Raw genomic sequence first — 14363 nt, 5'->3', positions numbered from 1 at the left:
CCAGCCCGTCGCACCAGCGGACGTTCACCCCATCAGGTGATGGGCGCCCCGGGAGGCCGGGCGATGCCGTACCGGAAGGCGTACCGCACGGCCTGCGCCCGGTCACGTACCCCGGTCTTGGCGAACAGGTTGTTGATGTGCGTCTTCACCGTCGCGGTGCTCACGTGCAGGCGGCGGGCGATCTCGGCGTTCGTCATGCCCTCGGCGACGAGCGCGAGCACCTCCGCCTCCCGGGTCGTGAGCCCGTCCGGCAGCTCGCCGGGGGCCATGGGCGCGGCGGGCGGGCGCGGGTCGCCGCCGGCGGAGAGCCGCTCCAGAAGCCGCAGTTGCACCTTGGGCGACAGCCCGGCCTGCCCGGACATCACGTGCTCCACCGCCCGGACGATCTCCTCTCCGCCGGCGTCCTTGGTGAGGTAGCCGCGCGCACCTGCCTGCAGGGCGGGGAAGAGGGAGTCGTCGTCGCCGTAGGTGGTGAGGATCACCACCTGGGTGGCCGGATGCGCGGCCCGGATCCGCCGCGTCGCCTCCACTCCGTCGCACCGCGGCATCCGCAGGTCCATCAGCACCACGTCCGGGGCCTTCTCGGCGACCAGGCGCACGGCCTCCAGACCGTCGGCCGCCGCCCCCACGACCTCGATGCCCGGCAACAGTCCCAGCAGCATCACGATGCCCTCGCGCACCACGGTCTGGTCGTCGGCGACGACCACGCGCGCCGGCCTCCGGCCCGCTCCCCCGCCGTCCGTACCGCCCGTCACGCAGGCACCCGCAGACGCACCACAAATCCCTCCTCATCGGGCCCGGCCGGCCCGGCCTCCAGCGTCCCGCCCAGCAGCTCGGCGCGCTCGCGCATCCCCAGCAGACCGTACCCGGCGCCGGAGACCGCCAGCCCTCCGACGATCCCGTGTGCGCCGCTGTCCCGCACCCACAACTCCACCTCCCCCACCAGATAGGCGAATCCCATCTCCACCCGCGCACCCGGAGCGTGCTTGCGCACATTGGTCAGCGCTTCCTGCGCGACCCTCCGCACGGCGAGTCCGGCCTCGGCGGACAGCCGGCGCGGCTCCCCCGTCACCTCCAGATGCGCCCCCTGCGAGGCCGCCGCCTCCCGCAGGAAGTCCTCCGCGTGCGTCAGCTCCCCGCGCAGGGCGGACAGCGCCTGCCGGGTCTCGGCCAGGCCCTCGCGGGCCATCCCCCGGGCCGCCGCCACCCGCTTCAGGACCTGCTGCCGCTCCGCACCGCTCTCGATCAGCAGCCGCGCCGCCTCCAGGTGCACCAACTGGGCGGAGAGGCTGTGCGCGAGCACGTCGTGGATCTCCCGGGCGATGCGCGCCCGCTCGGCGAGCGCCGCCGACTCCGCCTCCGCCTGCCGGGCCGCCCGCTCCTGGGCCAGCAGCCGGAACCCGGCCCCCCGCGCCTCCTCGTCCAGCCTCAGCGCATACCCGATGAGCAGCACGCCGCCCACCGTCCCGGCCGTCGTCACCGAGCGGTCCACGCCCGCCAGGACGTACGCCCCCATGCAGACCGCGGCGACGGCCAGCCCCGGCCCGAGCGGAAGCCGCTCCACCGCCAGCGCCGCGGCCACGCACCACAGCCCCGTGGCCGCGGCGTGCACGCCGGCGAGCTCGGCGACGGCCCCCACCGCCACCAGCACCCCCAGCAGCCCCACCGAGAGCCACAGCCGCCGTTCCAGCGTCGAGGAGTACCAGCGCCGGACCGCGGCCGCACAGAGCAGGAAGCCAGCCCCCAGAGCGGCGTACCCCCATCCGTCGAAGGCGCCTTCCCGGAGCACGTTCCACAGGAAGAGCCCGACCAGGACGGTCCGCACCACCCAGGACATCGCCTGCCGACGCCGGGGCACCCCCGTGTGGGCGAGCGCCTCCCGGGCGGGCCACTCGGTCCACGTCTCGAACGTCACGGGCGGTCCTTCCCCCGGCGCGTCGGGCTCAGGCACCGGCAGGGACACGGTACGCCGGGCGGATCCCCCGGGCCCGGTGCACCACCACCCCTGCCCGGGCCCGCGCCACCCCCGAGGGGGCGGTCCGTATTCGCGTGGTCCAGGCCACGAGGGCGCAGGAGACGGCAACAGCGGCGTCGGACGGACCGGACATGGGAGTGCCTCCGTAAGAGCGTGGGCGGACCGCGGATGCGCGGGGATGACCAACGCATACGACGCTACGGAGTCGGCTCCCGGCGCGGATCGGAGCACGGGTGGAGCCGGGGTGGAGCCCGGGTGGAGACCGTCTCTCCACCCGGGGGTGGACGCCCGCGCCGGCCGGCTCCCCGGCCGCCCACGGCGCCCCGGGCAGGCGCCTCTCGGGCGCCCGCCGGTCAGGCGTCGATGCGCGAGCGGTCGAGCGTCGCCGCGGAGTTGGTGATGAACTCCTTGCGCGGCGCGACCTCGTTGCCCATCAGGAGGTCGAAGGCGCGCTCCGCGGCCTCCAGGTCGCTGATGTTGATCCGGCGCAGGGTGCGGTGGCGCGGGTCCATCGTGGTCTCCGCGAGCTGGTCGGCGTCCATCTCACCGAGACCCTTGTAGCGCTGGATGCCCTCCTTGTAGCGAACACCCTTGCGGTCCAGCTCCATCAGCGTCTGCCGCAGCTCGCTGTCGGAGTAGGTGTAGATGTACTTGTCCTGCCCCTTCTTGGGGTGGGTCAGCTCCACCCGGTGCAGCGGGGGCACCGCCGAGAAGACCCGGCCCTCCTCCACCATCGGCCGCATGTAGCGCTGGAACAGCGTCAGCAGCAGACAGCGGATGTGGGCGCCGTCGACATCGGCGTCGGCGAGGAAGATGACCTTCCCGTAGCGCGCCGCGTCGATGTCGAAGGTCCGGCCGGACCCCGCCCCTATGACCTGGATGATCGCACCGCACTCGGCGTTCTTGAGCATGTCCGAGACCGACGACTTCTGGACGTTCAGGATCTTGCCGCGGATCGGCAGCAGCGCCTGGAACTCGGAGTTGCGCGCCAGCTTCGCCGTGCCGAGCGCCGAGTCCCCCTCGACGATGAACAGCTCGCTGCGCTCGACGTCGTCGCTGCGGCAGTCGGCGAGCTTGGCCGGCAGCGAGGAGGACTCCAGGGCCGTCTTCCGCCGCTGCGCCTCCTTGTGCTGGCGGGCCGCGATGCGCGTGCGGGCGGCGGCGACGATCTTCTCCAGCACGGCCCGGGCCTGCTGCTTGGCGTCCCGCTTGGTGGAGGTCAGGAACGCCTTGAGCTCCTTGGCCACCACGTTGGCCACGATCCGGGAGGCGGCCGAGGTGCCCAGCACCTCCTTGGTCTGCCCCTCGAACTGCGGCTCCGCCAGCCGTACGGTCACGACCGCCGTGAGGCCCTCCATGGCGTCGTCCTTGACGACGTCGTCCTCGGCGACGCGCAGCAGCTTGGCCGAGCGCAGGGCCTCGTTGACCGTCTTGGTGATCGAGCGCTCGAAACCGGTCACGTGCGTGCCGCCCTTGGGGGTGGCGATGATGTTGACGAAGGACTTCACCGTGCTGTCGTAGCCGGTGCCCCAGCGCAGCGCGATGTCCACGCCGAGCTCGCGGGTGACCTCGGTCGGGGTCATGTGGCCGCGGTCGTCGAGGACCGGCACGGTCTCCTTGAACGTGCCCTGCCCGCTGAGCCGCAAGACGTCGCAGACGGCCTTGTCCTGCGCGAGGTACTCGCAGAACTCGCTGATGCCGCCGTCGTAGTGGAAGGTCTCCTCGGTGCTCTCCTGACCGTCCAGGCCGCGCTCGTCACGGACGACGATCGTCAGGCCCGGCACCAGGAAGGCCGTCTGGCGGGCACGCCCGTAGAGCGTCTCCAGGGAGAGCTTGGCGTCCTTGAGGAAGATCTGGCGGTCCGCCCAGTAGCGGACGCGGGTGCCGGTGCGGGCCTTGGGAACCTTCTTGCCCTTGAGGAGGCCGTTGGCCGGGTCGAACGGGGCCTCGGGCCCGGACTCGGTGAAGATGCCGGGCACGCCGCGGCGGAAGCTGATCGAGTGGGTCCGGCTGTTCCGGTCGACCTCGACGTCCAGCCGCGCGGAGAGCGCGTTGACGACGGAGGCGCCGACGCCGTGCAGACCGCCGGAGGCGGCGTAGGAGCCGCCGCCGAACTTGCCGCCCGCGTGCAGCTTGGTCATGACGACCTCGACGCCGGACAGCCCGGTCTTCGGCTCGACGTCCACGGGGATGCCACGGCCGTTGTCGCGCACCTCCACCGAGCCGTCGTCGTGGAGGATCACCTCGATGCGGTCGCAGTACCCGCCCAGGGCCTCGTCGACGGAGTTGTCGATGATCTCCCACAGGCAGTGCATCAGGCCGCGGCTGTCGGTGGAGCCGATGTACATGCCGGGCCGCTTGCGGACGGCTTCGAGACCTTCGAGGACGAGCAGGTGCCGCGCGGTGTAGTTGGATCCGTCCCGGTCTGCCCCGGTCAGCAATGCGGTGGACGGCACGGACGTATCGGCGGTCACGCGGTTCGCTCCTCGCTGAATTTCTGTCTGCCCGGAGTCCGGGCACATGAGTGGCTCAGTTGCCGTTCAGAGGGTACCGAGGCCAGATAGAGCCTTTGTGCCGCCACCCTTGAGAACAACCATCCTAATCGATATTCGATCACACGTTCGATCCCCCGTTGGGGTGACGTGCACATCACGTTCCCTTCGAGGCATGAACCATTTAGGCTCCGGGCACGTCCTCAAGAACAACCCGGCAAGCCGGCCGGGGAGGACGACAACCCCCAGCGACGTGAAACCGTAAGCCCACGCAATACGGCTCATTCGCCGCCAAACGTCAAGATCCGGCTCACTCGGAAGGAAGTTTCGAGGAAAAGCCACGAGCGGGAACGTTTTCGGCCTGGTTGGATGTTGACCCTGGTACGACAGCTCGTCGAGCTAGAGAAGAGGCGACGTGACTACTGTTCTGACCCCCGCGAGCCCGCTGACGGCCGCTGACCGCTGCGACCGGTGCGGCGCTCAGGCTTACCTGCGCGTCGTTCTCATGAGCGGCGGTGAACTGCTCTTCTGCGCCCACCACGGCCGCAAGTTCGAGCCAGAACTCAAGAAGATCGCCGCGGAGATACAGGACGAGACGGAGCGGCTGACGGCCGTCCCGGCGTCCGCGTCCGACGAGGACCGCTGAGTCCCCACGGAACGCTGACACATCGCACCCCACGACGAGCGAGGTCCCGCCACCCAGGGCTGGACAGCCGCGGGCGGCTCCCCCAGAGCGGGGGAGGCCGCCCGCTCTCGTACCCTCGTGCGCCCGCGCCCCGCACCGGCCGGGCGGTTCACCGCGGACCCCAGTGCGTCGGGACGTCGAACTGCGGCTTGCCCAGCGGCGCCGAGGCACCCGGCAGCGCCGTGGCGGGAGCCGCCCCCGACAGGCTCTCGGTGCTGTGGGCCCGCACCAGGGCGGCCACCGACGAGATCCGCGTGTACACCCCCGGCCGCCCCGCCTGGGCGCAGCCGCTCCCCCACGACACCAGCCCCACCAGCCGTCCCCGCGCCACCAGCGGCCCCCCGCTGTCCCCCTGACAGGCGTCCCGCCCGCCCAGCGGCAGCCCGCCACAGAGCATCGTCGCCGAGTCGTACGTGCCCTCCGGCCCGCCCGGGTAGGCATGCCGGCACAGCGCGTCGTCGAGCACGAGCACCCGGGCGCCGCGCAGCTTGTCCGAGTACGCACCGGTGCCGTTCACATCACCCCAGCCGTAGACCCCGGCCGCCGTACCCGGCTCGTACGCCGGGTCCCCGGCCTGCGCCATGCCGATCGAACGGCCGGACGGTACGGACTGGGCCAGTGTGAGCACGGCCACATCACCCGCATTCGTCTCGGTGTCGAAATCCGGGTTGACCCAGACGCTCCGCAGCGGCACCTCCACACCCGCGGTGCCGCGCAGATCGTCACGCCCGACGATCACCCGCAGATCCTTGGAGTCGAGGACGTCGACACCGAGCACTTCCTGGCTCAGGCAGTGCGCGGCGGTCACAACCGTTGTGCGCCCCACCAGAGCCCCGCCACAGAAGTGCCCGGACCGTACGCCGCCGAACCGCTCCCGGCTCGCCAGAGCCACCATCCAGGGCGCGTCAGCCACCTTCACGATCTGACCCCCGACGACCCCGCGGTCCTCCGCCCGCACCGGGCAGGGGACGGCCAGCAGCAGCGCGATGGCCACGGCCAGCGGGTATCTCAGGGTTCGCATAGGACTCTCCTGACGGAATGGAGTCTTCAACTTACCCAGAGTCACCCAGGTGCGCATCCTCGCGCCCCGGAACGGCCGTAGGGCCCGGTCCCTCCAAGGAGGTACCGGGCCCTACGGTGTGGACGAGTGACGAACCGTCCGGACTAGTCGAGGTAGTCCCGCAGCACCTGCGAACGCGACGGGTGACGCAGCTTCGACATCGTCTTGGACTCGATCTGCCGGATCCGCTCGCGGGTGACGCCGTAGACCTTGCCGATCTCGTCGAGGGTCTTGGGCTGGCCGTCGGTGAGACCGAAGCGCATGGAGACCACGCCCGCCTCGCGCTCGCTGAGCGTGTCCAGGACGGAGTGCAGCTGCTCCTGCAGGAGCGTGAAGCTGACCGCGTCGGCCGGAACGACCGCCTCGGAGTCCTCGATGAGGTCACCGAACTCGCTGTCGCCGTCCTCACCCAGGGGGGTGTGGAGGGAGATCGGCTCACGGCCGTACTTCTGGACCTCGATGACCTTCTCGGGGGTCATGTCGAGCTCCTTGGCCAGCTCCTCCGGGGTGGGCTCGCGGCCCAGGTCCTGGAGCATCTGGCGCTGGACGCGCGCGAGCTTGTTGATGACCTCGACCATGTGCACCGGGATACGGATGGTGCGGGCCTGGTCGGCCATCGCGCGCGTGATCGCCTGGCGGATCCACCAGGTCGCGTACGTGGAGAACTTGTAGCCCTTGGTGTAGTCGAACTTCTCCACGGCGCGGATCAGACCGAGGTTGCCCTCCTGGATCAGGTCCAGGAAGAGCATGCCGCGGCCGGTGTAGCGCTTGGCCAGGGAGACCACCAGACGGAGGTTGGCCTCCAGCAGGTGGTTCTTGGCGCGCCGGCCGTCCTCGGCGATGATCTCCAGCTCGCGCTTGAGCTTCGGGGCCAGCTTGTCGGAGTTCGCCAGCTTGTCCTCGGCGAACAGACCGGCCTCGATGCGCTTGGCGAGCTCGACCTCCTGCTCGGCGTTGAGCAGGGGGACCTTGCCGATCTGCTTCAGGTAGTCCTTGACCGGGTCGGCGGTGGCACCGGCGACCGCGACCTGCTGCGCCGGGGCGTCGTCCTCGTCCTCGTCGGACAGGACGAAGCCCTTGGCCTCGCCGCTCTCGTCCTCGTCCTCACCCTTGCCCGGGGTGGGGGTCTCTTCGAGGAGCTCGTCCTCAAGGAGCTCGTCGGCGTCCTTCTTCGCGGCGGTCTTCTTGGCCGTCGTCTTCTTGGCGGTGGCCTTCTTGGCCACCGTCTTCTTGGCGACCGCCTTCTTGGCGGCGGTCTTCTTGGCGGGCGCCACGGCCTCGTCGGCCTCGGCGTCGTACGCGCCCTGGGCGGATGCCGAGGACGCGGACGTCGAGGTGGACGCCTGCCGGGCCGTGACCGTCTTGGAGGAAACGGCCTTGGTGGCGGTGCGCTTCGCCGGGCTCTTCGCTGCGACGCTCTTGCGGGTGCGCTTGGGCGCCTCTGCGGCACTGACCATCAGCGTCACACCCTCCTCGTCGAGGACCTGGTTGAGGCTGCGCAGAACGTTCTTCCACTGGGTTGGCGGAATCTGGTCAGCCTCGAAGGCCCGACGCACGTCGTCGCCGGCGATCTGCCCCTCGGCCTTTCCCTGCTCGATGAGCGCCATCAGAGACTCGGATTCGGCGATCTCCGGCGGGAGCGTACGGGATGTGCTGGCCGACACGAACAACCTCTCGGAACGATGGAAACGGCTTCCGGCACCGGCCCGCCCTGGACGGGCGACCGGTTCCGACGACCGTCGGCAAGGATGAACCGACGGCGCGGGTGATGATGCAGAGCAACACAGCGCCTCGGACGAGACCTGTATTCCCTCCGCGACCACCACCTCTTTAGTCATCGCGCTGCCTCAAGGAGCGTTACGCCCGTTCCTCGTGGCCCGAGTCACACCGCATAACGGAGTGAATGGCCACTGAAGTGGACAGATCGACGACTCGGTGCCGTCCGCGGCGTGCAGAACGCTCGTCCGGCCCGCGCGCACGGTCGTACGCGCGCGCTGGACGAGCGGTCCCGTACGTACCGCGCCCTCCGGTGCCCTCCGCGCTCAGTGCTCGCGCGGCGCGGGCACCACGCGCTCGACCTCCGGGTGCGTGACGAGCAGTTGGCGCATCGCCGCCTCGGCCCCGGCGGCGTCGCCCGCGGCCACGGCGTCCACGATCCGCAGGTGCTGTCCGACGCCCGCCTCGGTGGGGCGGTCGCAGCCGCCGGCCGAGGCACCGGAGACGTGCAGGGCGGCCGAGACGATGCCCGAGAGGTGCTCCAGCATCCGGTTGCCCGCGACCTGCAGCAGCAGGGAGTGGAACTCGGCGTCGGCACGGGCGAAGGTGAGGGAGTCGCCCTGGGCGAGGGCGTGCCCCATGATCTCGGCCATGTCGGCGAGCCGCTGCTGGACGTCCTCCCGGCCGTGGCCGGCGGCGAGCCGGGCGGCCAGCGGCTCGATGGTCCAGCGCAGCTCGCAGAGCTCCCGGCGCTGGTCCTCGCGCTGCGGCCCGAAGGCCCGCCATTCGATGATGTCGGGGTCGAGCAGGTTCCAGTCGCTGACGGGGCGGACCCGGGTGCCGACGTTGGGCCGGGCGCTGACCAGGCCCTTGGCCTCCAGGACGCGCAGGGATTCACGGACGACGGTGCGGGAGACCTCGAAGCGCTGGCCGATCTCCTCCGGGACCAGCGGGCGGTCGGCGCCCAGATCACCGGAGACGATCATCTGTCCCAGCTGCTGTACGAGCTGGCCGTGCAGCCCCCGGCCACGGCTGCCGGCGGCGCGGCGGCCGGCCCGGCTCAGCTCCGCGTCCCCGTCCCAGGCGGACGGGGCGACGCGGTCGGCCCCGGGGGCCTCCGCGTAGGAGTAGCGGTCAAGCTCGCCCGGGCCGGCGAGGCCGGAGTCGGCGGGGCGAGCCGCGGTCATCATGGTGTGCGCAAGGGTACTCACGCTTCCTTTGTCGGCGACACCTCTCAGCCCCTTGAGGTCTTTGGTGAAAAGCACACGAAAGGGTGATCGCCCATTACCTCGCAATTGACGTCCAAATGGACAGAATCGGGCACCCTGCGCGGCGGGGCGAATGCGGAGTGTAAGGGCGGTGGGTCGATTTCTCCGGCCTCTTCCGGCAGATTGTCACTCTGCGTTCGCTGCTGCCCAACCCGGCGCAATAGCACAGCTCTCACCTCGGACGCCCCCTGAAGACCGTGAGGACGTAGGCGCCGAGCAGCCCGGCCAGCGCCAGGGCCAGGGCCCAGCCGGTGGGCTGGGACATCAGCCGCAGGGCCGCGGAGACGCCTTGGTCGAGCCCCGCCGGCCACTGCACGACGGCGGCCGAGCGCAGCCGCTCCGGAAGTCCGATCAGCGACCGGGCCGCGGGGCGGGAGAGCAGCCCGCCCAGGACGGGCACCACCACGGTGGGTACCGCCAGCACGGCCACCAGCCCCAGGGCGGTGGACCGGAACAACCCCGCGGCGAGCAGCCCCGCCCAGGCGCACCCCAGGGCGAGGCCGGCCCAGCCGGCGAGGGGCACGCCCCAGCCGTCCGTGAGGAGGACGGCGGAGCGGCCGAAGAGCAGACGCAGGACGGCGGCGTCCAGGCCGACCGAGGCGACGGCAAGCAGGAGGGCCGCTCCGGCCGTCACGACGAGTTTCGCCCCGAGCAGACCCAGGCGACGCGGGACCGTTCCCTGGTCCGGGGCGAGCGCCGGGTAGCGGAACTCCTGGCCGAAAGCGAGCGCTCCGAGCAGCCCCGCGGCGAACGCGGCCGGCGGCAGGGGCAGCCAGACCGGCCAGCCCGTGAGCAGCCGCAGCGACGGGGAGGCATCGGTGCGCGCCAGCAGGACGGAGGCGACCAGCGAGGCGGCGAGGGCCGCCGCGGCCACGTTCCAGCCGGTCCGTACGCCCGTGGCCCGGCGCACTTCGTACCGCAGGGGCCAGACGGGCCCGGGTGCGGTCAGCCGGCCGCCGGGGCCCTCACCGGCATCGGCCGCGGGCCGCGGGACCGCCTTCTCGGGCTTCTCGGGCTTCTCGGGCTTCTCCGTCGTGGCGGCCTCGTCCGCCGGAGGGCCGGAGGGGCGGCCGTCGGCGCGCTGCAACGGGGTCACGGGACCGGTGTCGCCGGCCTCCTCGGCCAGGCGGTGCACGAGGATGCCGTGGCGGAAGGCGGCCTCGCCCACGGCGGCGCAGCTGCTGCCGTAGACGGAGATGCGGCTGCCGCCCTCGTACACCACTTCGACGGAAGGCCCGCCCGTCGCCTCGTCGGCCATGTCGGCCTCCTCGGCCAGAACGTGGGCGAGCCGGTTGGCCAGTGGCGACTGGACGGTCACACGCGGGCGCAGCCGGCAGCCCGCGAAGGCGGCGGCGTCCTGGTCGGCGACGAGGCGGCCCTGGTCGATGGTGACCACCTGGTCGCCGATGCGGCCCGCCTCCTTGGCGTCGCGGGAGGTGACGAGAACGGCGCCCCCTTGGGCGGCGTAGCCGCGCAGGAGTCCGTGGAGCCAGGCTGTCTCGCGGGGGGAGAGCCCGTGGGCGGGGTCGTCCAGGACGAGTGTGTGGGGGTCGCCGAGGAGGGCGGAGGCGAGGCCGAGGCGCCGGTCCATGCCGAGCGAGAAGTCGCCGAGGCGCTGGTCGGCGAGGCCGCTGAGGCCGACGACCTCAAGGACGTCGTCGGCACGCTCGACGGGGACGCCGGCGGCCGCGCTGAGCATGCGCAGGTGGCTGCGGGCGGTGCGGGAGGGGTGGCCCGGGACGTCGCCGAGCATCACGCCGATCTCGCGGGTGGGGTGGGGGATGCGGTCCAGGGTGCGACCCCGGAAGAGGGTGACGCCGCGGCCGGGGTCGAGCCGCAGCAGGAGGCGCAGGGCGGCGGTCTTGCCGGCTCCGGGCTCGCCGAGCAGGACGGTGACGCGGCCCGGCCGGGCTTCGAAGGTGAGGTCGTCGACGACGGGTGGCTGGTGGCGGCGGGGGACGCTGGTCAGTCCAATGGCCTGGATCATGGCTTCACTCGCGGGACGGCGGGAGCACGTACCGGAGCACCGTAACCCGATATGTCCTATTTGCGACGCACCGCGAGCATCTTCCGGCACGTGTGTCACACCTGACGCCGCCGAACCCCCGCTCCCGTCCCTCGGCGGAGCCGGTCCGGGCCAGGCCTGGTCAGGCTTCGGGCCGGAGCATGGGCGGGTTGAGGAGCGTGGCTCCGCCCGCCCGGAAGAGTTGCGCCGGTCGGCCGCCCTGGCGCGTCGTCGTGCCACCCGTGGGCACGAGGAAGCCGGGCGTGCCGGTCACCTTGCGGTGGAAGTTCCGTGGGTCCAGGGCGACGCCCCACACCGCCTCGTAGACGCGGCGGAGCTCGCCCACGGTGAATTCCTGCGGGCAGAACGCGGTCGCGAGCGAGGAGTACTCGATCTTGGAGCGGGCGCGCTCGACGCCGTCGGCGAGGATACGGGCGTGGTCGAAGGCGAGCGGGGCGGCCTGCTCGTCCTCGCGGCCGTAGCCCATCTCCTGGTCCAGCAGGTCCTCCACCGGCGCCCAGCGCACGCTGCGCGCGTCCCCGCCCGGGCGCGGGGCGGGCAGATCGGGCGCGAGCGCGAGATGCGCGACGCTCACCACCCGCATGCGCGGGTCGCGCTTCGGGTCGCCGTACGTGGCGAGCTGTTCGAGGTGCGCGGCGTTGGCGACCGCGGGCGCCGCCGGGTCGTGGGCGAGCAGCCCCGTCTCCTCGGCGAGCTCGCGAGCCGCCGCGGTCGTCAGGTCCTCGTCACCCCGGACGAAGCCGCCGGGGAGCGCCCAGCGTCCTTGGAACGGGGGCTCGCCACGGCGCACGGCCAGCGCGCACAGCGCGTGCTGTCGCACCGTGAGCACGACCAGGTCCACGGTGACGGCGAAGGGCGGGAAGGCCGACGGGTCGTAGGGCATGACGTGATCATAGTCGTCTGCCTGACGATAAACAGGCTCTTGGTCACGGTGGACAAGCTCCCGACCGCGGTCCGTGAGGAGGCCGTCCGGCGACCCCGTCTCCATGCCGCTCACGCCCCCAGCTGCAGCCCTTCGGCTGCCTCCTCGACCATGCCCAGCCCGAGTCTGCTGATCCGCACCGCGAACGGCTGCTCGGCCACGCGGAGCCCGGTGAACCGCAGCTCGCCCAACGGCGCGGTGCGCGGAGGACGGACCGCCACCGTGCCGGCCGGCACGTCGGGCCGCACCCCGGCGAGCGTCGCCAGCAGGTGGACCGCGCCCGCCGCTGCGACGGCCGCCGGCCGGCACGCCGCCGGGTGCGGCAGCGGCGCGCTGCCGAGGGTGCGCTGCTCCCCCGCGTACATCTCCGGCAGCCGGTATCCGAAGGCTTCGGCGGCGTCCAGCGCCCCGCGCAGGAGGCCGCTCGCCTCCTTCTCGTAGCCCGCCGCCAGGAGCCCGGCCACGGCCACGGCCGTCTCATGGACCCGCACGGCCCCACTGCGGTGGCCGAAGGGATTGTGGCCGGGCTCCTTGGAGCCGAGGCTGCGCAGCCCCCAGCCGGAGTCGAGGGCGGGGCCGCCGAGCAACCGGGCCAGCTGCTCGGTCTGCACCCGGTCCAGCAGCCCCGGGGCGTACGCCCCGCCGCCCAGCAGTCCCGTGTCGAGCAGATGCGCGGCAGCGCTGCCGAGGTGAGGTATCCGCCGGCCGTCGGGCGTACGGGCTGCGACGGGGCGTCCGCCGCCCGGGTCGTCGGTCCAGAAGCCCTCCCGGAAGCGGCGGCGCAGCTCGGCCGCCCACTCCCGCAGCTCCGCGGACCGGGGGCGGTCGTACGACTCCAGCAGGTCCGCGCCGAGCAGGGCGGCCCGGTGCGCGTGCGCCTGCACCTCGCAGCGGTACGGGCCGCCCGGGGCCGGGTCCGCGAGGTAGGGCCCGTCCCCGGCAGCGGTCCGCAGCCAGTCCAGGCATCGCTCGGCGGCGGGAAGCAGCGCCTGGGTCTCGTGGGCGGGCAGCCCCCAGCGCCGGGCCTCCGCGAGCACGACGGGGAACAGGAGCGTGGCTTCGACGCCCGTGCATCCGGGCGGCAGATGCGCCCCCGTGTGCCGCAGCGCACCGGGGATGCGGCCGTGGTCGGGGCCCGGTCCGGTCTGCTGCGTACGGGCCAGAGTGCGCAGCGTCCCGGCGGCGAGCCGCACACCCAGGGGCAACGTCATGCGGGCGGCCCACAGGGCCTCGGCGGGCGCGAGGTGACCGCACCGCCAGGGGATGCCCGCGGCGAGGTGGGCATCGGCCGGGTGCGCCGGGTCGCGCACCAGCAGGGCCCGCAGGTCGTCGAGGCCGGCTGCCAGCAGCGCCGCGGCCCGTGCGTCGTCCCCCTCGGCCTCGGCGTCGCCCCAGGGCGGCGCCGCTCCGCCGCGACCGTGGACGGCCGGCTCCGGCGTGCGGGGCCGGCCGGGGAATTCCGGGCGGACCCGCAGCTCGACCGTACGACTGCCGCCGGGCGGCAGCTGTATCTCCCAGCAGAGCAGGCCGGCCGAGGCCAGCGCGTCCCCGGGCGGGGGATCGGCGGTGACGACGGCGTGCAGACCGGGGGTGGACCAGCGCAGGCCGGAACCGTGCACCGCGGCCGGCACCTCGGGGCCGGCCAGCCCCGCGGCGATCGCGCCCAGCTCGGCGAGGTCGGTGCCCAGGGACACCTCGACGACCAGCCGGAGCTCCTGGACGGCCGCGCTGCGCACGGTGATCCGCTCGATGCCCTCGGCGTCCCGGACCCGTTCCACGGTGACGGCCGGGTCGGGCCCCGCGTCGGCGGGCGTGCGTACCGTACCGACGAAGCGGGCCCGCTCCGCGCCGAGCATGCGCCCCTGGACGGGCACCGGCTCGGCACCGGCGACCTTGACCCGGCACCGGGCCAGCAGCCGTCGCCCGCTGCGGTAGAAGCCGTCGAGGCCGTGACCGGTGAGCTGCCCGTGCTGGGAGGAGATCGCGAGCGCGGGGAGCGCGACGCAGATCAGCGCCTCGTGCACGGGTTGCGGTCCCTGCGGTCGTCCGGCGGGGGCGCGTCGCTGTTCGGGTGGGCGGCGGATCGAGGGACCGTTCGGGGCAATGCCTTGCACGTGTCTGCGCTCCCTGTGGGCATCACGGGCCTGGACGACCGACGACGACTGCGGGCCACTCAGGTGAACGGCGCGGGGCCCGCGGAGGTCACGGGGGTGCGGAGT

Annotated in this window: 10 protein-coding genes; 1 reads left to right on the top strand and 9 read right to left on the bottom strand. The window is 72.8% G+C overall.

Annotated features, from left to right (window positions below):
- Window positions 1-32: 32 nt before the first annotated feature.
- The 3 genes from LE181_RS10310 to LE181_RS10300 all read right to left on the bottom strand — a co-directional run bounded on the left by LE181_RS10310 (window position 33) and on the right by LE181_RS10300 (window position 4449).
- Entirely contained in the window at window positions 33-755 is a 723-nt protein-coding gene (locus tag LE181_RS10310; protein ID WP_225660915.1) for a response regulator transcription factor, read from the bottom strand.
- Window positions 752-1915, bottom strand: coding sequence for a sensor histidine kinase (locus tag LE181_RS10305; RefSeq protein ID WP_225660914.1), 1164 nt, complete (start codon window positions 1913-1915; stop codon window positions 752-754). Before LE181_RS10305 ends, LE181_RS10310 begins: the two co-directional genes overlap by 4 nt.
- A 413-nt stretch (window positions 1916-2328) precedes the next feature.
- A complete protein-coding gene (locus tag LE181_RS10300) occupies window positions 2329-4449 on the bottom strand; it encodes a DNA gyrase/topoisomerase IV subunit B (RefSeq protein WP_225660913.1) in 2121 nt (706 codons plus the stop codon).
- Window positions 4450-4882: 433 nt separating this feature from the next.
- On the opposite strand from LE181_RS10300, the gene LE181_RS10295 reads away from it, so the two are divergent.
- Complete coding sequence (locus LE181_RS10295; protein WP_071961820.1) at window positions 4883-5113, top strand: DUF7455 domain-containing protein; 231 nt, start codon at window positions 4883-4885, stop codon at window positions 5111-5113.
- 148 nt (window positions 5114-5261) lie between these two features.
- Here the strand turns inward: LE181_RS10295 and LE181_RS10290 are convergent, their stop codons facing one another.
- The 6 genes from LE181_RS10290 to LE181_RS10265 form a co-directional block, all read right to left on the bottom strand.
- Entirely contained in the window at window positions 5262-6173 is a 912-nt protein-coding gene (locus LE181_RS10290) for a S1 family peptidase (protein WP_225660912.1), read from the bottom strand.
- Between the two features lie 143 nt (window positions 6174-6316).
- Window positions 6317-7882 (bottom strand): RNA polymerase sigma factor, encoded by a 1566-nt coding sequence (locus LE181_RS10285; protein WP_225660911.1) that lies wholly within the window; start codon window positions 7880-7882, stop codon window positions 6317-6319.
- Between the two features lie 372 nt (window positions 7883-8254).
- Window positions 8255-9193 carry a FadR/GntR family transcriptional regulator gene (locus LE181_RS10280; RefSeq protein WP_308103115.1) on the bottom strand — a complete coding sequence of 313 codons (939 nt, stop codon included), beginning with the start codon at window positions 9191-9193 and terminating at the stop codon, window positions 8255-8257.
- 175 nt (window positions 9194-9368) lie between these two features.
- Window positions 9369-11183 (bottom strand): ATP-binding cassette domain-containing protein, encoded by a 1815-nt coding sequence (locus LE181_RS10275; RefSeq protein ID WP_225660909.1) that lies wholly within the window; start codon window positions 11181-11183, stop codon window positions 9369-9371.
- A 160-nt stretch (window positions 11184-11343) separates the two neighbouring features.
- Window positions 11344-12105 (bottom strand): NUDIX hydrolase, encoded by a 762-nt coding sequence (locus LE181_RS10270; RefSeq protein WP_225660908.1) that lies wholly within the window; start codon window positions 12103-12105, stop codon window positions 11344-11346.
- 110 nt (window positions 12106-12215) lie between these two features.
- On the bottom strand, window positions 12216-14168 hold the full coding sequence (locus LE181_RS10265; RefSeq protein ID WP_225660907.1) for a glycogen debranching N-terminal domain-containing protein: 1953 nt from the start codon (window positions 14166-14168) through the stop codon (window positions 12216-12218).
- Window positions 14169-14363 lie beyond the last annotated feature (195 nt).

This window comes from Streptomyces sichuanensis (assembly GCF_020328095.1).
Taxonomy (GTDB): domain Bacteria; phylum Actinomycetota; class Actinomycetes; order Streptomycetales; family Streptomycetaceae; genus Streptomyces; species Streptomyces cinnamoneus.
This window is presented reverse-complemented; position numbering and strand designations above follow the sequence as displayed.